The sequence below is a fragment of the Uliginosibacterium aquaticum genome, assembly GCF_012972705.2.
Lineage (GTDB): Bacteria > Pseudomonadota > Gammaproteobacteria > Burkholderiales > Rhodocyclaceae > Uliginosibacterium > Uliginosibacterium aquaticum.
On sequence record NZ_JABCSC020000002.1, the window covers coordinates 325,629 to 345,226 of the forward strand.

Annotated in this window: 14 protein-coding genes; 3 read left to right on the plus strand and 11 right to left on the minus strand. The window is 62.8% G+C overall.

The window, feature by feature from the left end:
• Positions 1-42: 42 nt before the first annotated feature.
• The 4 genes from asd to leuC all read right to left on the minus strand — a co-directional run bounded on the left by asd (position 43) and on the right by leuC (position 4,557).
• Positions 43-1,167 carry an aspartate-semialdehyde dehydrogenase gene (gene asd / locus HJ583_RS08950; protein ID WP_170021606.1) on the minus strand — a complete coding sequence of 375 codons (1,125 nt, stop codon included), beginning with the start codon at positions 1,165-1,167 and terminating at the stop codon, positions 43-45.
• Positions 1,168-1,378: 211 nt separating this feature from the next.
• A complete protein-coding gene (gene leuB, locus HJ583_RS08955) occupies positions 1,379-2,440 on the minus strand; it encodes a 3-isopropylmalate dehydrogenase (protein ID WP_170021607.1) in 1,062 nt (353 codons plus the stop codon).
• A gap of 63 nt (positions 2,441-2,503) precedes the next feature.
• The gene (leuD, locus tag HJ583_RS08960) at positions 2,504-3,142 is read right to left on the minus strand and encodes a 3-isopropylmalate dehydratase small subunit (RefSeq protein WP_170021608.1); all 639 of its coding nucleotides are present in this window, start codon (positions 3,140-3,142) and stop codon (positions 2,504-2,506) included.
• An 11-nt stretch (positions 3,143-3,153) separates the two neighbouring features.
• Positions 3,154-4,557 (minus strand): 3-isopropylmalate dehydratase large subunit, encoded by a 1,404-nt coding sequence (gene leuC / locus HJ583_RS08965; protein WP_170021609.1) that lies wholly within the window; start codon positions 4,555-4,557, stop codon positions 3,154-3,156.
• 296 nt (positions 4,558-4,853) lie between these two features.
• On the opposite strand from leuC, the gene HJ583_RS08970 reads away from it, so the two are divergent.
• The 3 genes from HJ583_RS08970 (at position 4,854) to HJ583_RS08980 (ending at position 7,105) form a co-directional block, all read left to right on the plus strand.
• A complete protein-coding gene (locus HJ583_RS08970) occupies positions 4,854-5,288 on the plus strand; it encodes a P-loop NTPase family protein (RefSeq protein WP_170021610.1) in 435 nt (144 codons plus the stop codon).
• Between the two features lie 2 nt (positions 5,289-5,290).
• On the plus strand, positions 5,291-6,079 hold the full coding sequence (locus tag HJ583_RS08975) for a helix-turn-helix transcriptional regulator (protein WP_170021611.1): 789 nt from the start codon (positions 5,291-5,293) through the stop codon (positions 6,077-6,079).
• A gap of 276 nt (positions 6,080-6,355) precedes the next feature.
• Entirely contained in the window at positions 6,356-7,105 is a 750-nt protein-coding gene (locus HJ583_RS08980) for a sulfite exporter TauE/SafE family protein (protein WP_170021612.1), read from the plus strand.
• Between the two features lie 101 nt (positions 7,106-7,206).
• On the opposite strand, the gene HJ583_RS08985 is transcribed toward HJ583_RS08980, so the two are convergent.
• The 7 genes from HJ583_RS08985 to HJ583_RS09015 are packed head-to-tail and all read right to left on the minus strand — an operon-like array spanning position 7,207 to position 19,598.
• The gene (locus HJ583_RS08985) at positions 7,207-7,791 is read right to left on the minus strand and encodes a response regulator (protein ID WP_170021613.1); all 585 of its coding nucleotides are present in this window, start codon (positions 7,789-7,791) and stop codon (positions 7,207-7,209) included.
• Positions 7,769-11,671 carry a PAS domain-containing protein gene (locus tag HJ583_RS08990; protein ID WP_170021614.1) on the minus strand — a complete coding sequence of 1,301 codons (3,903 nt, stop codon included), beginning with the start codon at positions 11,669-11,671 and terminating at the stop codon, positions 7,769-7,771. The genes HJ583_RS08985 and HJ583_RS08990 overlap by 23 nt, the downstream gene beginning before the upstream one ends.
• Positions 11,668-14,199, minus strand: coding sequence for an EAL domain-containing protein (locus HJ583_RS08995; protein ID WP_170021615.1), 2,532 nt, complete (start codon positions 14,197-14,199; stop codon positions 11,668-11,670). The genes HJ583_RS08990 and HJ583_RS08995 overlap by 4 nt, the downstream gene beginning before the upstream one ends.
• Positions 14,200-14,207: 8 nt before the next feature.
• Entirely contained in the window at positions 14,208-15,533 is a 1,326-nt protein-coding gene (locus HJ583_RS09000) for an HD domain-containing phosphohydrolase (protein ID WP_101942669.1), read from the minus strand.
• Positions 15,530-16,816 carry an ATP-binding protein gene (locus HJ583_RS09005; protein WP_170021616.1) on the minus strand — a complete coding sequence of 429 codons (1,287 nt, stop codon included), beginning with the start codon at positions 16,814-16,816 and terminating at the stop codon, positions 15,530-15,532. The genes HJ583_RS09000 and HJ583_RS09005 overlap by 4 nt, the downstream gene beginning before the upstream one ends.
• A complete protein-coding gene (locus tag HJ583_RS09010) occupies positions 16,813-17,766 on the minus strand; it encodes a TRAP transporter substrate-binding protein (protein ID WP_170021617.1) in 954 nt (317 codons plus the stop codon). The genes HJ583_RS09005 and HJ583_RS09010 overlap by 4 nt, the downstream gene beginning before the upstream one ends.
• Positions 17,763-19,598 carry an ATP-binding protein gene (locus tag HJ583_RS09015; protein WP_170021618.1) on the minus strand — a complete coding sequence of 612 codons (1,836 nt, stop codon included), beginning with the start codon at positions 19,596-19,598 and terminating at the stop codon, positions 17,763-17,765. The genes HJ583_RS09010 and HJ583_RS09015 overlap by 4 nt, the downstream gene beginning before the upstream one ends.

Genomic DNA, 19,598 nt, shown 5'->3' on the forward strand with positions numbered 1-19,598 from the left:
TGGACTACAAGGACTTATTTCACAAGAACAGTAAAAACCTGCTCAAGCCTCCAGCAGGATGCGCAACATGCGGCGCAGCGGCTCGGCCGCGCCCCACAGCAACTGGTCGCCAACAGTGAAGGCTGCAAGGTATTCGCCGCCCATCGCCATCTTGTGGAGGCGACCAACGGGCACATGCAGATGACCGGTCACGGCGTTCGGGGCCAGTTCACGCTCGCTGCGCTCACGCTCGTTCGGAATCACGCGCACCCAGTCATTGGCACCGGCAAGAATTTCATGAATCTCATCCAGCGGTACATCCTGACGCAGCTTGATGGTCAGCGCCTGGCTATGGCAACGCATCGCACCGATACGCACGCACAGGCCATCAATGGGCACCGAGCCCGCCGTACGGAACGCCGGCTTGCCGAGGATCTTGTTGCACTCGGCTCCGCCCTTCCACTCTTCCTTGCTCTGGCCGTTCTCATACGGCACATCGATCCAAGGAATCAGGCTGCCGGCGAGCGGCACGCCACGGAAGTTCTGCACCGGCATGGCTGGCGAGCGCATGGTTTCAGCAACCTTGCGATCGATATCCAAGATGGCAGAAGCCGGATCGGCCAGCAGATCAGCGACAGAAGCGTGAATCGAACCCATCTGCGCAATCAGCTCGCGCATGTTCTGTGCGCCAGCGCCCGACGCGGCCTGATAGGTCATCGAGGTCGCCCACTCGATCATGTCGTTCTGGAACAGGCCGCCCAGCGCCATCAGCATCAGGCTGACCGTACAGTTGCCGCCGACATAGTTCTTGACGCCCTTCGAGAGACCATCCTGGATCACGTTCTTGTTGACCGGATCGAGAATGATGATCGCGTCATCCTTCATGCGCAGACTCGAAGCCGCGTCAATCCAGTAACCATTCCAGCCAGCCGCGCGCAGTTGCGGGAAGACTTCGTTGGTGTAGTCGCCACCCTGACAGGTGATGATCACATCCATCTTCGCCAGATCGGCGATGGACTTGGCATCCTTCAGAGGCGCGCCGCCGCTCTCAGCCGGGCCAGCGCCGCCTGCATTCGAAGTGGTGAAAAACACCGGCTCGATCAGGGCGAAATCGTTTTCCTCGCGCATGCGTTGCATGAGCACCGAGCCGACCATACCGCGCCAGCCGACAATACCAACTTTCTTCATGTGAATTACCTCTGCCAGAACTGCCTCCGCTCGCTTTAGCCTGTCTCCGCCACCGCGGAGACACATAGCGGCGTGACAGGGCTAAACCGTGGTGGTTTTTTTGGTCGTGGTGGTGACGGTCGTGACAACGGACACGCGAGCGGAAGCCTCTGCAGCGCAGAAAGCTTCCAGCCCGAATGTATTTTGTGTCCGTTGCATCACGTTTCCGTTCTTACAGGGCTGCGATGACCGCGTCGCCCATTTCGCGCGTACCGACGCGCTTCGTGCCTTCTTCCCAGATGTCGCCGGTGCGCAGGCCAGCGGCCAGCACCTTCTTCACGGCGGCTTCGATGCGGACAGCAGCCGCTTCGTTATTGCCACTGTAACGCAGCATCATGGCTGCGGACAAGATCGTTGCCAGCGGATTGGCCACGCCCTTGCCGGCGATGTCCGGTGCAGAACCGTGACACGGCTCGTACATACCCTTGTTGTTCTGATCCAGCGAAGCGGACGGCAGCATGCCAATGGAGCCGGTCAGCATCGAAGCTTCGTCGGAAAGGATGTCGCCGAACATGTTGCCGGTGACGACCACGTCGAACTGCTTCGGTGCGCGCACCAGCTGCATCGCGCAGTTGTCGACCAGCATGTGGGAGAGCTCGACATCCGGATACTCGGACGAGATTTCGATCATCACGTCGCGCCACAGCTGGGTGGTTTCCAGCACGTTCATCTTGTCGACCGAACACAGCTTCTTGTTGCGCTTCTGAGCGGACTTGAAGGCGACATGGCCGATGCGGCGGATTTCGTCTTCGTTGTAGATCATGGTGTTGCGGCCAACGCGCTTGCCATCTTCTACAGCGATGCCACGCGGCTCACCGAAATAGATGTCACCGGTCAGTTCGCGCACGATCAGGATATCCAGACCCGACACGATTTCCGGCTTCAGCGAAGAAGCGTTGGCCAGTTCCGGGTACAGCACGGCCGGGCGCAGGTTGGCGAACAGGTTCAGATCCTTGCGGATGCCCAGCAGGCCACGTTCCGGGCGCTGCGGACGCGGCAGCACATCCCACTTCGGGCCGCCCACGGCGCCGAGCAGCACGGCGTCAGCCGCGCGCGCCAGCTTCTGGGTGGCTTCCGGGTAAGGCGAGCCGGTGGAGTCCACCGCACAGCCGCCCAGCTCGGCGTATTCCATTTCCATCTTCAGGCCGTCGCTCTTCAGCGCATCCAGCACACGCACCGCTTCAGCGATGATTTCGACACCAATGCCGTCGCCCGGCAGAACACAGATCTTCATTTCTTTTCCTTTGCATGAACAAAGGCCGGCATCAGCCGGCGCTTTGTATTTCGTATGGTTTGATCAGGCAAACAGCCAGGGTTGCTGAGCCTTGTGCTTGGCTTCAAAAGCCTTGATCTGCTCAGCATGCACCAGGGTCAGGCCGATATCGTCCAGACCGTTGAGCAGGCAGTGCTTGCGGTGCGGAGTGATGTCGAAGCTAAAAGAGAAGCCGCTCGGCGTGGTAACGGTCTGGGCTTCCAGATCCACGTCCAGCTTGTAGCCTTCGGTTGCTTCGCATTCCTTGAACAGGCGGTCGACGATTTCAGCAGAGGCCACGATCGGCAGGATCGCGTTCTTGTAGCTGTTGCTGAAGAAGATGTCGGCGAAGGACGGGGCAATCATCACGCGGAAGCCGTAATCCTCGATGGCCCAGGGCGCGTGTTCGCGCGAGGAGCCGCAGCCAAAATTGTCACGCGCCAGCAGCACTTGCGCACCCTGATAGCGCGCTTGGTTCAGCGCGAACTCGGGACGCTTCGGGCGGTTCGTGCAGTCCATGCCCGGCTCGCCGAAATCGGCGTAGCGCCATTCGTCGAACAGGTAGGGGCCGAAGCCGCTGCGCTTGATGGATTTCAGGAACTGCTTCGGGATGATCGCGTCGGTGTCGACGTTGGCGCGGTCGATCGGGCACACGAGGCCATTGAGACGGGTAAAAGCTTTCATTGTTTATATCCTTAAGCCTGGCGGATGTCGACGAAGTGTCCGGCAATCGCGGCGGCAGCGGCCATGGCCGGGCTCACCAGGTGAGTACGGCCACCGGGGCCTTGACGGCCTTCGAAGTTGCGGTTGGAGGTCGAAGCGCAACGCTCGCCCGGGCTCAGACGGTCGGCATTCATCGCCAGACACATCGAGCAACCCGGCTCACGCCATTCGAAACCGGCTTCGATGAAGATCTTGTCCAGACCTTCGGCTTCAGCTTGACGCTTGACGATGCCAGAGCCCGGCACCACCAGCGCCAGCTTCACATTGGCAGCCACCTTCTTGCCCTTGGCGACGACCGCAGCAGCGCGCATGTCTTCGATGCGGCTGTTGGTGCAGGAGCCGATGAACACCTTGTCGATCTGGATATCGGTGATCGGCATGTCGGCTTGCAAGCCCATGTACTGCAGCGCGCGCTCGATACCGGCACGCTTCACCGGATCAGCTTCGTTGGCCGGGTTCGGCACATTGCCGCCCACGGCCAGCACCTGCTCGGGCGAGGTGCCCCAAGTCACTTGCGGCTCGATCTCGGCGGCATTCATTTCCACCACGGCGTCAAACGCAGCACCTTCTTCGGTGTGCAGCGTCTTCCAGTATTCGACGGCTTGGTTCCACTGCTCGCCCTTCGGCGCATGCTCGCGGCCCTCAAGGTAATCGATGGTGATCTGATCCACACCGATGATGCCGGCGCGCGCGCCCGCTTCGATGGCGAGGTTACACACGGTCATGCGGCCTTCCATGGACAGGCCACGAATCGCAGAGCCCGCGAACTCGATGCAGTAACCCGTACCGCCGGCGGTACCGATCTTGCCGATGATGGCCAGCGCCACATCCTTGGCCGTCACGCCCGCGCCAAGCGCGCCTTCCACCTTCACCAGCATGGCCTTGGACTTCTTCTGCACCAGGGTTTGCGTCGCCAGCACGTGCTCGACTTCCGAGGTGCCGATGCCGTGCGCCAGCGCGCCGAACGCGCCGTGGGTCGCGGTGTGGCTGTCGCCGCACACCACCGTCATGCCCGGCAGGGTTGCGCCGTTTTCCGGGGCGATCACGTGGATGATGCCCTGATTCTTGTGCTTGAACGGGAAGTAGATCAGCGAGCCGAATTCCTTGATGTTCGCGTCCAGCGTATCGACCTGAGTCTTCGAGATCGGGTCTTCGATATCGCGATCCCAGTTGTTGGTCGGCGTGTTGTGATCCGGCACGGCCACGATGGACGTGTTGCGCCAAGCCTTGCGGCCGGCCAGACGCAGGCCTTCAAAGGCTTGCGGGCTGGTCACTTCGTGCATCAGGTGACGGTCGATATAAAGAAGACAGGTACCGTCTTCTTCCTGACGGACAACGTGGGAATCCCACAGCTTGTCGTAAAGGGTCTTGGCCATTCAAATCACTCCTTGCCTGGGCGCCGGAATCACATTGAGACTCAGCGCGGATCTGGGTTCCGGAGAAACCTCCCCGGTATGTGGGGCGGATACTAGCCCTGCGTCTATACCCGCACAAGGCAAGCGCTTATACTAGTATCAACACTAACAGGATTGATCACTCAAGATAGGCTGCTGCGGGCAGCAATCAAGGCAAGCTCCGGAAAATGAAAGCGCTCATCATCGGCAACAGTGGCAGTGGCAAAACCTGGCTGGCCACACGCATGGCCGAACGCCGGGGAGGAAGTCTGATTCACATGGACGACCTGTTCTGGATGCCGGGCAGTTTCGAGACAAGGCGCAGCGAGGCTGAGCTTCTCAGACTACTGGAGGATGCACGCAGCGCGCCGGACTGGATTGCGGAAGGTGTATTCGGCAGGCTCGCCGAACATTTTCTGCCTCACGCAGACCTGCTGATCTGGCTAGACCTCGAATGGAGCATCTGCGCCGAGCGGCTAGGCTTGCGAGCGCGGGGCGATGCCCCGCACATGGGTCGCACGCAGACTGCAGAAAGCCTCGAAAGCCTGCTGAACTGGGCCGGCGCCTACGAAACGCGAAGCAACGATTGCTCGCGCGCCGGGCACGCCGCACTTTTCGAACAATTCACGGGCCAGCGCCTGCGCCTGCGCACCGTCGAAGAGGTTCGCGCATTTGCAGAAAATTTCGCCACAGCTCATTTCACCGGACTTTGATCATGGACGCCCGCCGCAAGGAACTCGGAGACTTCATGCAGGCGCTGCGTGCGCGCAGCCAGCCCGCCGACTTCGGCTTTGCCAGCGGCAGCCGGCGCCGCACGGCAGGCCTGCGCCGCGAGGAGATGGCCCAGCTCGTCGGCATCAGCCCCACCTGGTACACCTGGATCGAGCAAGGGCGCGAGGTGAATGTCTCCGCCGAGGTGCTGGACCGCATGGCCCGCAGCCTCAAACTCACCCGCAGCGAGCGCGCCTACCTCTTCGAGATGGCCGACCGGCGCGACCCGCAGGCCAGCCTGCCTGAAGACGATGATGCGGCGCCGATCTTCAGCACCCTGCTCGCCGACATCGGCGTGCCCGCCTACCTGATGGGCCGCTACTGGGACATCCTCGGCTGGAACACCGCCGCCGCCGAACTCTTCACCGGCTGGCTGGATCAGCCTGTTGATGCCAACGCCCCGCCGCCCAACATGCTGCGCTTCGTCTTCCTGCGCCCGGAGACCCGCACATTCCTGATCGACTGGGAGATCCGCGCACGCCGCATCACCGCCGAATTTCGCGCCGACTGCCGCACCCGGCTGGACGAACCCGCCCTGCTCCGCCTGGTCGACGAGCTCACCGCCGCCAGCCCGGATTTCGCCGAGTTCTGGAAACAGCACGACGTGCTCGAGCGCCAGGGCGGCGAGCGCGGCTTCCAGCACCCGCAGCGCGGTCTGATCCATTACCAGCAAGTCACCCTGCGGCCGGTGGAGCACGAGCACATCAAGCTGGTGATGCTGCAGCCTGCCTGAAGAGCTGCGCCCAGACTTGGTCTTCAGGCAGCCGATGCGGCTGCGATGAACCAATGGAAACGTAGGGCGCCGCAGGGAACAATGAAGCGCAGCGGAATTGCGCCGGATGTTGCGCCAATGCATTCGGCGCAGTTCGCTGCGCTCAGCCTTGTAGGGTGCGCATCGCGCACGCTGATCCCGCACTCAATCCAGCGTAATGGTGCGCAATGCGCACCCTACAATTCCGGCAAATCACGGAATAATCCCCTCCCCACCCGCTTCGCTTCCCGTCACCCCATGGAATTCATCACCAATCCGTACTTCTACCTCGCCGCCGTGCCGGCGGTGCTGCTGGCGGGCATCTCGAAGGGTGGCTTCGCCGGCGGACTGGGCGTGCTGGCGGTGCCGCTGATGGCGCTGGCGATTCCGGCGCCCCAGGCGGCGAGCGTGATGCTGCCGATCCTGTGCCTGATGGACCTGGTGGGCAGTTGGTCGTATCACCCGCACTGGGATTACAAGCTGCTGCGCCGCCTGATGCCGGGCGCGGTGCTGGGCATCGGCGTGGGCTGGTTGCTGTTCCGCCACATCTCGCCGACGGCGCTGAACCTGATCATCGGCTTATTGGCGATCCTCTTCGCGCTGCAGCGCCTAGCGGGCTTGCAGCTCAAGGACACTTCGCGCCTGCCGGAGTGGCTGCGCGCCAGCTGGTGGACCAGCCTCTCCGGCTTCACCAGCACGCTGGCCCACGCGGGCGGCCCGCCGATCATGATTTATCTCTTGCCCAAGCAGCTGGACAAGACGGTGCTGGTGGCGAATCTCACCCTGTATTTCGCGATGGTGAATTACCTGAAGCTGGTGCCCTTCGCGGAGCTGGGCCTGCTTGACGCGCGCAACCTCGGCACGGCGCTGGTGCTCGCCCCGCTGGCACCGGTCGGCGTGTATCTGGGCATCTGGCTGCACAAGCGTATCGACGAAAAGCTGTTTTACCGCCTGAGCTACATTTTTCTGCTACTCACCGGCATCAAGCTGATCTGGAGTGCGCTGTGAGCCTCAAGCGCCCGCGCTGACCCAAGGCCCCTTGCTGGTGATGGCCAAAGAGTCCCATAAAGTTTTGGCGCTCAACAAGATCACCCAGACGCGGCGCTTGCTCAGATTACGCGCCCGGCGGGCGCTTCAGACTCGGGATCTGGCTCAAGAATCACCGAGCCATCCGCCGCCCAGCTGACCCGGGTAATACCGGGTTCGATGGCTTCGAGGCGGCGGGCTTCGAGATCGGCCGGGCTCAGATCGCCGATATCCACGCGCATCAGATCGGCCAGACGCCGGTTCTCCAGCAGCAGCTCACGATGCGCCAGCGCCTGGGCGATTGCCGAGACCAGTTCGTAATCGTTCCAGGGCTTGCCGATAAAGCGATCGATGCCCACCTCATTCACCGCCCGCGTCAGCGCATTCAAATCCGCATAGCCCGAGAGGATCAGGCGGCAGGCATCAGGCTGAGCTTCCTTGACAGCCTTGAGGAAACTGACGCCGTCCATTTCCGGCATCCGGTAATCCGTCAGAAACAAGTCAAAAGGCTCATGGCGGGCCCGTTCCAGCGCAGCGCGCGCGGAAACGAAGGTTTCGATCTGCAGGTCGAAGTGCTGGCTTCCATACACGCAGGGCGCCACGCGCAGCATGCGGCGCAAGGACTGCAGAATGGCAGGCTCATCATCAAGAATCAGGATCTGGCTCATAGGGGGCCTCCTGGCTGGGGTTGGATTCGGAAAGCTCGGCCGGTGCCGGTTGGCGTATTGGCAACAGGATGCGGAAAGTAGTGCCCTGCCCGACTTCGCTGCTGACCTCGATGCGGCCGTGGTGGCGATTGACGATGCCGAACACCAGGGACAAGCCAAGACCGGTTCCGACGCCTATCGGCTTGGTGGTAAAGAAGGGGTCGAAGATGTGCTTGAAGTGTTCGGGCGGAATCCCCTGGCCGGTATCGGCGATGCTGATCGACACCTGATCCTCGCCCACCATGCAGCTGGTGATGGTGATATCGCCCTGGGTTTCAATGGCCTGGGCAGCATTCACGAGCAGGTTCATGAAGACCTGATTGAGCTGCGAGATGACACATTCGATTTCCGGAATCCTGCCGTAGGCCTTGTGCACCTTGCACTTGTATTTGAGCTCGTTGGCAAGGATGTTCAGGGTGGCGTCGAGGCCCCGATGCAGGTCGGCAAAGCCCCAGTCCTGCTCGCCGGTGCGCGAGAAATCGCGCAGGTCCAGCACGATCTTGCGCACCCGCTGCAGGCCTTCGCGAGACTCTTCAAGCAAGGGGAAAATGTCACTGCGCAGGTAGTTGTAATCCTGGTCCTGCTTGATGCGACGGATTTCGGCGAGATTCGGATTATCCGGATGAGCCTCGTCGATCAGGGTGGTGTAAGCGTCGCACAGGGTGATCAGTGCAGTGCAGTACTCGCTGAGGGTGCCCAGGTTAGAGTGTACGAAACCGATCGGATTGTTCAGCTCATGGGCCACGCCGGCTGCAAGCTGGCCAATGGCCGCCAGTTTCTCGGCCTGCAAGAGCTGCGTGTGCGCCTCTTCGAGCCGGCGGTTGAGGGCTTCCTGGGCCCGCAGGTTGTCGGCGAGATACGCCTCCTGAGCCTTGCGTTCGCTGATATCGGTCAGCACCCCGTCGACATAGCAGACCCGCCCATCAACATCCCGCGCCACCGTGGTGTAGTCCGAGACCCAGATGTACTCGCCGTTGGCGCAACGCAGGCGATACTCCTGGACATACTCGGCATGCCCGGCAGCCAGATATACGCCAACCTCCTCGCCAATGCGTGCGAGATCCTCCGCATGGATCAGGCTGGCAAAGCTCGGTTCCCCAGCAACCAGCGCGGCCGGCTCATAGCCCCAGCGGCGAACGTTGTCTGACACGAACTCAACCGGCCAGCCCTCCTCCAGACGCCAGCGGAAGCAGATCGCAGGGCTCGCCTGAACCACCTGCGCAGTCTGCCGCAGCGCACTCTCAATGCGGCGCTTGCGGGAAATGCGCCAGGCCTCGTTGGCGATCAGCTGCAGGCTCTCGACATCGGTATCGGTGTAATCACTTGCCTTGTTGCCCACCCCGGCAAGCATGCGCACACGCCCTTCCTCGACCACCGGCACGGTGATCAGGCGCTGAAGCGTGGCATGCCCCTCGGGCAGACCGCGTTTGTTCGGCTCGCCGGGGTAATCATTAACCACCACAGGCCGTTGCAGCCGCGCAGCATCGGCCCAGATACCGGCCTTTTCGAGCGGGTAATGCTTGTCGAACACCGCCTGGCAATAGTGCGTAAGCGTGTTGCGCGACCAGGCCACGAGTTCGATGGAGCGGCCATCCTCACTGATGAAATGGATGAACGCGATCTGGCTGGCCGTGAGCGCCTCGGCAAGATCCTGGGCGAAGGAAAGAAAGCCTGCCTCATCGAGCACTTCGGCTTTCAAGGGCATGGACAGCAAGGCGTTCGCACGCCGGGCCTGAAGCTCAATGAGAAGTTGGGAACGGCGCCGGGTGGTAATTTCCGTAATCACGCCATTCCACAGCAGCTGGCCGTTGTCCAGTACCTGCGGCCGCGAGCGCATGATGAACCAGCCGTAATCCCCCTCGCGGCGACGCATGCGCAGCTCCATCGAGAACTCGCTACAGTCGGTCTGGCAACGTATTTCGGTGTCGGCCAGCACCGCCACATCTTCTGGATGCACGCAAGCATAGAGCTGCTGGCCATCGGCCAGTACGCTCTCGGGCGTAATGCCGTGAATGCGCTCCACACCCGAGCTGATGTAGGTAAAGCTGCGCGCCTCGCCCGGCCCGGTCAGGATCTGGTAGAGATAGCTCTCGGGCAGGTTGTCTCCCACGGTGCGGAACAGTGCCTCCCGCTCACGCAGGGCCTTGAGTGCTTCAAACCGCGCAGTCACATCGAGCGTCACGCCGCCCAGCCCCGGCGGGCCTTCATCGCGCGGGATGCAGAACTTGATCGACTCATAGTGACGGCCGGCAAACTCCTCTTCGAGCGCTTCGGTTTCGCCGCTGGCCAGCACGCGCAGATCATCCGCCACGATCTTGGCGCCGAATTCGCCCGGGAAAATCTCGCTCGAGAGCTTGCCGATCATGCTGGCCGGATCGATGCCAAGGAGTGTCTGAAACCCCCGGTTGGCCATCAGCACGCGGGACTCATGATCCTTCACATAAGCCGTGCCCGGCAGGTGATCGATAAAACTCTGCAAGGTGGCCTGCAGGCGCTGGGCACGGCGCGCATCGGCGTTGCGCTCGGTCACATCAATTCCGATCACGACGACATGCTCACCATCGCCCAAGGGATAAATCATGCTTTCAAACTCACGCCCCTGGCGATGATCGATCAGCCGCTGTGGCTCCTCCGTATCACGTGCCCGCTCCAGCGCGGCGCGGCGGCTGGCCGCGATCTCAGGGCTGAGCTGACGGAAAATATCCTGCCCGATCATCTGCTCCGGCGTACCGCCCAGGCGCCGGGCTCCCGTCTGGTTGATCAGTTCCAGACGCCCCTCCGGCTTGAGCATCAGCAGGGTTTCCGGCACCGCATTCATGAAGGCCTGAAGGAGACCGGCATGGCGCTCCCGCTCGCGCTGCAGGGCACGGGTCAGAGCGAAACGATTGTTCTGATGAGCCAGCAGCAGCAGGGCAAGGGTGGTCATCGCGATGAACAGGCCGGCATAGAGAGTGGCCAGTCGCGCCGGCGCGAGGATCTCCTGTTCATCAATCTTGGCCGCCAGCCACCATCGGCCATCCTCGATATCGTGCAAGGCGCGGCGCACTTCGATCTGGCGGTAATCCCTCCCGGGCGTTAGCAAGGTCATCCCCGGCCAGGGCAGCTCAACCCCCAGTTCATCAAGCCTGGCCTGCGTGCTGAGGGCGGCAATCCGGCCTGCGCCGAGGGGGGCAAGATAATCCAGCTGGCGCCCGTCGATCCGCGCCAGGACCAGCTCACCACTGCGCTGACTGCCAGGCCAGACGGCCAGGGTCGGATACAGGGTAAGTTCCGGATCGAATTCGATGTAGGCAAAACCGGGCAGATAATCATCCCGCCCGAGTGCCACGACAAAGCCCAGGCGGGGAGAACCCGAGGCGGCACTCAAGTGAAGATCCACAAAGTGCGGCTGTGGCGCCTCCCCGGTGGCGGCATCGGCCAGGCTCGCAAAATCGGGCGCGCGCTCAGCCGAGCTGATCAGGAATCGGCCACTCGGGTCATACAGATCAATCCGGCTCGCATCCTTGAGCCGACGCAGGCTGCTGTTCAGGCTGGCGCGCATGAGCTCATCGGCATGGGGTTGCTGACGCTCCCCGACCCATACCTTCATGGCCAGGGGCAAATCCCGCGAGGCGGCGAGAATGGCGGCATGGCGGCGCTCCTCCAGCAAACGCTCGATCTCGTGCGCCTTGAGTTCGGCGATCGCCGCAAGATTGCTGTCTGCACTGCTGCGCGCTTCGTAAGTGAAATGCCAGCCCACCAGCACGAAGGTCAGCAATGCCAGCAGCACCATGCCGGCCATCATGACCTGGCTGCCCGGACGCGGCCAAGGCATGCGGGCCAGGGCCTGGCGGACGCTCACGATGGCTCCTTGCTGGCCGCGATGCGAAAGGCTTCGCGAATCTGCTCACGCAGCTGGTCGTCCTCCCAGGGTTTGGTGAGGAATTTGTACACCGCACCACGGTTGATCGCATCCATGACCGATTCAAGTTCGGTATAGCCCGACAGGATGATGCGCACGGTATCCGGATAAAGCTGGCGCACGCGGGCAAAGAACTCGGTGCCGGTCATGCCGGCCATGCGCTGGTCCGAAAGGATCACGCGTGCTGGGTGGCGTGCCAGCTGCTCGAAGGCTTCATTGCAGCTCGCTGCGGTGAGTACGCGGAAACTCTCGTGGCGGAACAGGCGGGTAAGCGCGCTGAGGATGGAGGGCTCGTCATCCACGATCAGGAGGTACTGGTTGCCCTGTGCCAGCACTTCACCCAGATGCAGGCGCTCACGGCTGGCGAGCAGGCGGGCGTAGTCGTCCGCCGCCAACGGCCGATGAAACAGATAGCCCTGCATGGCATGACAGCGCCGGCTGCGCAGGAACAGAGCCTGCGCTTCCGTTTCCACGCCTTCGGCAAGCACCGCCAGATTGAGGCCGTGAGCGATCGCGATGGCCGCCGTGGCGATCGCGGCATTGGCAGGGTTATGGGTGATATCGCGCACGAAGCCCTGGTCTATCTTGAGCTTGTCGAAGGGGAAACGCGCGATATAGGCCAGCGAGGAATAGCCGGTGCCGAAATCATCGAGCGAAAGCTTCACGCCCAATGCCTTGAGCTTGCGGCAAGTACCAATCGCCGCATCCAGATCGTGAATCAGCGCGGACTCGGTGATCTCCAGCTCCAGGAACTCTGCGGCCAGCCCGGTATCCGCCAACACGTTACGTACTTCCTCAACCAGGCTGTCCCCCCGAAACTGGCGCGCCGAGAGATTGACCGCCACGCGCTGCGGCTGCAGACCAAGATCCTGCCAGGCCTTGTTGCGCTCGCAAGCTTCGCGCAGCACCCAGGAGCCGATCGGAATGATCAGGCCGGTATCTTCGGCCACCGGGATGAACTCCCCCGGGCTGACCATCCCCAGTTGCGGGCTGTACCAGCGCAGCAAGGCCTCACAACCGATGATGCTGCCGCTGTCGAGACTGTTCTGCGGCTGATACACCAGTTCGAACTCGCCCTTGCCCAGCGCCTCGCGCAGGCAGGCCTCGATCAGCTGACGCCGGCGCGCATCCTCATCCATGCCATGCGAGTGGAAGCTGAAGCAGTTGCCGCCCTCATGCTTGGCGCGCATCAGGGCGGCATCGGCGGCCTTGATGAGCTCATCGGAGTTGAGGCCATCGCGTGGCGACACGCTGATGCCGATGCTGGCGCTCACGATCACGCTGTGCCCCGCACTTTCCACCGGCCGGGTGATCAGGCTCTGCAGGCGGCTGGCCAGATGCAGGGCCAGTTCAGGATCGGCCAGTTCGCCAAGCAGGAAACAGAACTCGTTACCGGACAGGCGCGACACGGTATCGCCCTGGCGGATCTGGCTGGAGAAGCGCTGGGCCATCTCAATCAGCACCTGATCGCCCAGGGCCTGACCCAGTGCGTCGTTGATGCTGCGAAAGCGGTCAAGGTTGATCAGCATCACCGCCACACAACGCTGGCTGCGCTTGGCAGCCACCAGCGCCTGCTCAAGCCGATCGAGGAACAGGCCACGGCTGGGCAGGCCGGTGAGCGGATCGAACTGGCTCAGATGGTGGATGCGTTCCACCAGTTGGCGCTGGGCCGCCACGTAGCCGAACTGGCCAACGTAATGCGTGATCTCGCCAGCATCATTACGCACCGACGAGATCCGCAGCCACTCGCGATAGGTTTCGCCATCCTGTTTGCGATTGGTGACTTCGCCCTGCCAGCAGCCCTCCTCCTCGATCGCGCGCCACATCTCGGCATAGAAGCCTGCATCGTGCTCGCCGGACTGGAGCATGCGCGGATTGCGCCCGCGCACTGCGTCAAAGGAATAGCCAGTCAGTTGGGTGAACACGTCGTTGACCAGCACGATCTGCGCCTCGGCATCCGTCACACAGATCGCATCGCTGCTGCCGCGAAGGATCTGCAGCGCCAGGGCATATTCGGCATCATGCAGCCGCGCTTCGGCCAGTGCACGCTGGTGCAGCACGGCCGAGCGGACGCGCCGGGGCAGCAGCGCAAGATTGTCGCTAAGCACGTAATCCGCCGCCCCCAGCCACAGGCTGCGCAGCGCATAGCCCCCTTTGCCGCCGCCCGCTCCTTCCTGCTCATCGCCAGCCTCACAAAGCATGATCACTGCCGGCAGCTCGGGCAGCGCCAGCCATTCTTCGAGCAGGCGCAGGCCTGCCGGAAGCCCGCCCGCCGGGAGTGCGTCGGCCGGGCGCATGCAGCACAGCAGACAATCGACTGGCCCGACGCGGAGCAGATCAGGCAGTGCCTGCGGGGTGGCGACTCGCTGCAGCGTAAAACTCAGGCCGCCGCGCTGCAGGGCTGCACTGACGGCCTCATGGAGACCGGCTTCGCTATCGACCAGCAGAATCTTCAGCGTGTCGTCCATGGCCGGCTTCATACCCGCACACACACCACCAGACGGCGACCGAAGGACTCTTCGAAATCGCGGATCTGGCGGATCAGCAAGTCATCGAGTACATACTCGGTTGCGAGCAGCAGCATGCCGTCCGGGCTATGCAGATCACGCGAGAGCACCATGCCGGCCTCCAGCTCGGCGCCACTCAGGCGGCGCTCGATGATGGTCTGGCGTGGCAGTTTGCCGATAAGCTGGCCGAAGGCATCGACCACATCCGGGTCGTAGCGGAACTTGCGCCCTTCGATGACCCACTGTTTGGCTTCTTCCGGCGTCATCCGTTTAGCGCTGAGAGTGCCAAGCTGGGCGCCGTCGTAATCATTGGCCAGCGCCAGGATGCGCGCACCGAGCGGGATCTTTTCGCCCGTGAGCGCATCCGGAAAACCCTGCCCATCCCAGCGCTCGTGGTGGCTGCGGATGATGTCGGCCACGCCGCGCATGTCCGGCATCGACATCAGGGCTGCCGCCCCATTGATCGGATGCTTGCGGGCAATCCCGAGTTCGTCGCTGTTCATGCGTGTCAGCGGGGTACCAAAGAGGGCGTCCGGGTAGCCGATCTTGCCGATATCGTGGAGCAGGCCGGCGAGCAGGATTTCGTGCTGCAGATCGGCACCCAGCCCCATTTTCTCGGCCAGTTTGCGCGCGACATCCGCCACCCGCCGACTGTGCCCGGCCAGCGCCGGGGCGCGCATCTCGATCAGATTGGAGAGCACCTGTACCGAGGTGAAGAAGGTTTTACGCAACTTCTCCATCGCCAGCGAGATTTCCTGATTGGCGATGCGCAGCTCCTCGGTGCGGATTCTCACCTTGTCTTCGAGCGTCGCGTTGAGCTCGCGCAGCGCGGCGTTCTGGTGCGCGGTAAGGGCTTCCAGGCGCTGTTTCTCAGCCTGCAGGCCACGCAACTCGAGCGCCTGCTGGAGCGTCTTGAGAAGCTCTTCGTCATTCCAGGGCTTGGCGATGTAGCGGTAGATGCCGCCCTCGTTGATGGCCGCAATCGCCGAGCTGACCTCGGCATAACCGGTGAGCAGTATGCGCAGGGTATCCGGCCAGCGCGCACGCGCCTGGGCCAGCAACTCGGCGCCGCTCAGGCCGGGCATGCGCATGTCCGACACGATCAGATCCACCGGCTCGCGGGAAAGGAGCTCGAGGGCCTCGGCGCCACTGCCCGCCAGATGCAGCTGGTAACCGCTGGGCCGCAGCAGGCGACGCAGGGCCGAGAGCACATTGGGCTCGTCATCGACCAGCAGCAGTACTGGCGCGGCCGTGAAGCCCGGTGGCCAGCCAGTGGCAGGCAACAGTTCGCTCATGGCTTGCCTCCCTGAAGATGGGCTGCGCCGCCACGCAGCGGCAACAGGATGCGCACCCGGGTGCCGGCACCCGGCGTACTGAGAACTTCAATATCACCACCATGCCGCTGCACCGTGCCGTAGGCCACGGAGAGCCCGAGCCCGCTGCCCTGCCCTACCGGGCGGGTGGTAAAGAAGGGGTCGAAGATATTCGGCAGCACCTCGGGCGCAATGCCACAACCACTGTCCTCAATGCTGATCACCACGCGCTCCCCCTCCAGCGTGGTGCGCACCGTGATGCGGCCCTGCGTCTGAATCGATTGCGCCGCATTGAGCAGCACGCTCATGAACACCTGGTTGATCTCGGAGGCCAGGCAGAACACAGGCGGGATGTCGCCATATTCGCGATGCAGCTCGCAGCGCCCGTCGAACTCGCGCGCCAGCACATCGAGTGTGCTCTCCAGGCAGTGGTGAAGATCGATCTCGCCCCACTGGTATTCCACGCCCTCGCGTGAGAAGTCCTTCAGACTCTTGACGATGCGGCGCACCCGCTCAACACCCTGGCGGGATTCCTGGAGCAGATCCTGCACATCCTCACGCAGGTAGTCGTAATCAATGGAGCGCTTGAGCAGGGCCAGGCTTTCCAGCTGCGGAGCGGCCAGCGCTCCGTCGCGTTCAAGCACTTCGTAATGCTCGATCAGGCGCAGCAAGGCCTGGATATGCTTGTCGAGGCTGCCGAGGTTGGAGGATACAAAGCCGATCGGATTGTTGATCTCGTGGGCCATGCCGGCCGCGAGCTGGCCCACCGAAGCGAGCTTCTCGTTCTGCAGGAGCTGGCCATGAGCCTGCTCGAGGCGCTCGTTGAGCGTGTCCAGATCCTGAAAGGCCTTCAGCAAGGCCGCCTGATTGCTCTTGCGCTCGGCAATATCGCGAAAGATCACCACCGCACCGGCGCCGGGCTCGCCAGGTCGCAGCGGATTAGCCGTGATTTCCACATCCAGTGCCTGGCCATTGGCCTGCCAGAAAACGTCTTCGATGAAGCAGAAGGCACCACCACGCTCAAGCCACGCAAAAGGGCTTTGCTCCGGCGGATAGGCGCTGCCATCGGCGCGCCTGGGTTGCAGCAGGCTGTGCAGACTGGCACCACACAAGGCCTGCGCCGGATAGCCGAGCAGGCAGCAGGCGGCACGGTTGGCATAAGTAATGAGGTGCTGCCCATCGATCCCGAGTGCTCCTTCGGTCAGGGTATCAAGCAGGCAAGTGAGAAATGTCGGTGCAGCGGGCAGCGAGCAAGCCTGGCTCATACGGCATCCTCCGTGGCTGGGCCTGCGCGCAGATGCTCGACCATGGCGAGGAAGCTGCCCCCGCGCGCAGCCCCGAAGCGCTCGATAAGGCGTTCGCGCGCAGGCTGCAGGGCGATTCGGAAAGGCTGCGGATCTGGCCGCTCGATACGCATGCCGGCAGTACGCAAGGCTTCGATCTGGCTGAGCTCCTCTGTCCGCAGGGCGAGGCGCATCGCCTGCCCGGCTTGCCGGGACTCCTCGGCGAGGATCTTCTGGTGCTCGGCGCTGAGGGCTTCGAAACTGCGCCGGTTGATGATGTGGAGCATGCCGCCGTAGCTGTAATCGAGCAGGCTCAGATAGCGTTGCTGCTCGTAGAGGCGATAGCCGTGGATGATCGCCACCGGGTTTTCCTGGCCATCCACCATGCCCTGCCGCAGGGCCGGGATCAGGCGGGCAAACTCGACCACCACCGGCATCGCTCCCAGGGCCTGGATGGCGTCAAGATTGATGGCGATTGGTGGCACGCGGATGCGCAGCCCGGCCAGATCGGCGGGCTGTTGCAGCGGGCGCACGCGGTTGCTGATCTGGCGCCGGCCCCACTCCCAGCTCGAAAGGCTGTGCAGGCCACGTTGCAGAAGATCCGGCAGGGCCCAGTCCGCAAAGGGGCCATTGAGCACACGATCGGCATGGGCCAGGTCGTCGAACACGAAAGGCATACCGACAAAGCCGAACTTGGGAATCAGCTCGCACAGGCGATCGAAGGGGGCGAAAGCCATGTCAGCCTTCCCGTCCATCACCAGACGCAGCAAGGCCGGGATATTGCCCAGGGTGCTGCCGGGCATGTCGGCAATATTCAGCAGACCTCCGCTGCGCTGGGCCACGCGACCGGAAAAATCGGCAATGGCACGGCCGGCAGCGGAAGTGTCACCGGTATGGTGGGCCAGCAGCAGGGTCTTGAAGCCGGTGCTCATGGGCGCTCCTCCGCCCCCGTCGGTATATCGGGGTCACTGTCCGCGGCATCCCCGGTTTGCTGTACCGGCAGGTGCAGCGTGAAACAGGTGCCGACGCCCGGTGTGGAGCTGACCTCGATGCGGCCGTGATGCTTGCGGATGATCCCGAAGGAGAGCGAGAGGCCCAGTCCAGTACCCTTGCCAACCGGCTTGGTGGTGAAGAAGGGATCGAAGATGCGCTGCATGACCTCCGGCGCCATGCCGCTGCCATTATCCTCAATCTCAACCCGCACCTGCCCGTCCTCGGCCCGCGACCGCACCGTGATGCTGCCGCGCCGCCCCTCCGGCATGGCATGGGCGGCATTGACCAGCAGATTCATGAAAACCTGATTGAGCTGCGAGGGCAGGCACTGAATCTGCGGCAGCACACCGTAATCGCGGATCACGTCAGCCTTGTACTTGATCTCGTTATTGACCACGTTGAGCGTCGATTCGAGACCACGGTGCAGATCCACCCACTGCCAGTCGGCACTGGCATCAACGTGGGAGAAGTCCTTGAGATCCTGCACAATCTTGCGCACCCGTTCGATCCCTTCACGCGATTCACGCATGAGATCGAGCACATCTTCTTTCAGGTAAGCCAGATCGATCTTCTCGCGCAGTGCTGCCAGCGAGGCACGCAGGGCTTCGTCACCGATCATTCCTTCGGCTGCCACATAGGCATCGAGCAGGCCGAGCAGATCATCCAGATAGAGCTGCAGGCTGCCGAAATTCGAGAATACATAGCCGATGGGATTGTTGATTTCATGCGCCACACCCGCCGCCAGCTGACCAATGGAGGCCAGCTTCTCGTTCTGCACGAGCTGCTGCTGACTCTGAATGAGCTGATCCTGGGCCAGATGGAGCTCTGAGTTCAGGCGCGTAACCTCGCGCAGATGCTCATGCATAGTCAGCTCGAGCTCCTCGCGACGGGCGATGTCGCGCTCCAGCTCGCTCTTGGCACTTTGCAGCTCGCGCGTGCGCTCCGCCACCAGGCTCTCGGCGGCCTGATGCGCGTTCTGCAATTCCGCCTCCACGGCCTTGCGAGCCGTAATGTCGATGAGGGTTTCAATGGCGCCCACGATCTGTCCGGTCGCATCGCGCAGCGGCGCGGCGGCCGCGTGCAGCCAGCGTGCAGACTGCTTGCCGTGGGCAGGAAAGAACATCTCGGCCTCATAGCCCCCCTCGGCCGTCGGCGAAGGCCAGAAGCGCCCCTGGTAGCGCTGGCGCAGGGAGGCCTCATCAACCGACCCCATCACCTTGTCAGCCAGCCATTCGCCACGCGCAACGCCAAGGGCCAGACCGGCATCGTCACGGCCGATGATGTCATTGGCCGAGAGCCCGGTGATGATCTCGCAGGCACGGTTGCAGTGGCTGATGCGATGCTCGCGATCGAGCACGAAAGTCCCCACCGGATAACTCTCGATGATCTCGGTAAGCATCTGCAGCATTGATGCCTCGGCACTTTCTGCACGCATCCGGGTCGTAACATCGGTACAGGTGGCGATCTGTACCGGGCGCCCACCAAACTGGCTCGGCTGCAGACTCACCTCGAACCAGCGATCGCTGCCATCGGCCATCGGCCAGGGCAAGGCATCCGCCCAGCTTTGCCCGAGCGTGAAATCGATCCAGGACTCTCCCGCCAGCTCGCGCAAACCATGCCCCTGCAGCGCGCTGCGCTCCAGTCCGACCGTACGCAGGAAGGCACTGTTGGCAAAGAGCAGGGATTCGCCCTCGATGACCAGCACTCCGACCTCGATCAGATCCAGGAGCAGAAAGCTTTGCCGGGAATCCCCTGCCTGCAGCGTATCCAT

Excerpts from the sequence above, each read along its gene's own strand:
- leuB (WP_170021607.1), bottom strand. The coding sequence starts at position 2,440 with ATGAAGATCTGTGTTCTGCCGGGCGACGGCATTGGTGTCGAAATCATC.
- HJ583_RS08980 (WP_170021612.1), top strand. The coding sequence starts at position 6,356 with ATGGAATTCATCACCAATCCGTACTTCTACCTCGCCGCCGTGCCGGCG.
- asd (WP_170021606.1), bottom strand. The coding sequence starts at position 1,167 with ATGAAGAAAGTTGGTATTGTCGGCTGGCGCGGTATGGTCGGCTCGGTG.
- leuC (WP_170021609.1), bottom strand. The coding sequence starts at position 4,557 with ATGGCCAAGACCCTTTACGACAAGCTGTGGGATTCCCACGTTGTCCGT.
- HJ583_RS09010 (WP_170021617.1), bottom strand. The coding sequence starts at position 17,766 with ATGAGCACCGGCTTCAAGACCCTGCTGCTGGCCCACCATACCGGTGAC.
- leuD (WP_170021608.1), bottom strand. The coding sequence starts at position 3,142 with ATGAAAGCTTTTACCCGTCTCAATGGCCTCGTGTGCCCGATCGACCGC.
- HJ583_RS09005 (WP_170021616.1), bottom strand. The coding sequence starts at position 16,816 with ATGAGCCAGGCTTGCTCGCTGCCCGCTGCACCGACATTTCTCACTTGC.
- HJ583_RS08995 (WP_170021615.1), bottom strand. The coding sequence starts at position 14,199 with ATGGACGACACGCTGAAGATTCTGCTGGTCGATAGCGAAGCCGGTCTC.
- HJ583_RS09015 (WP_170021618.1), bottom strand. The coding sequence starts at position 19,598 with ATGGATACGCTGCAGGCAGGGGATTCCCGGCAAAGCTTTCTGCTCCTG.
- HJ583_RS08970 (WP_170021610.1), top strand. The coding sequence starts at position 4,854 with ATGGACGACCTGTTCTGGATGCCGGGCAGTTTCGAGACAAGGCGCAGC.
- HJ583_RS09000 (WP_101942669.1), bottom strand. The coding sequence starts at position 15,533 with ATGAGCGAACTGTTGCCTGCCACTGGCTGGCCACCGGGCTTCACGGCC.
- HJ583_RS08985 (WP_170021613.1), bottom strand. The coding sequence starts at position 7,791 with ATGAGCCAGATCCTGATTCTTGATGATGAGCCTGCCATTCTGCAGTCC.
- HJ583_RS08975 (WP_170021611.1), top strand. The coding sequence starts at position 5,291 with ATGGACGCCCGCCGCAAGGAACTCGGAGACTTCATGCAGGCGCTGCGT.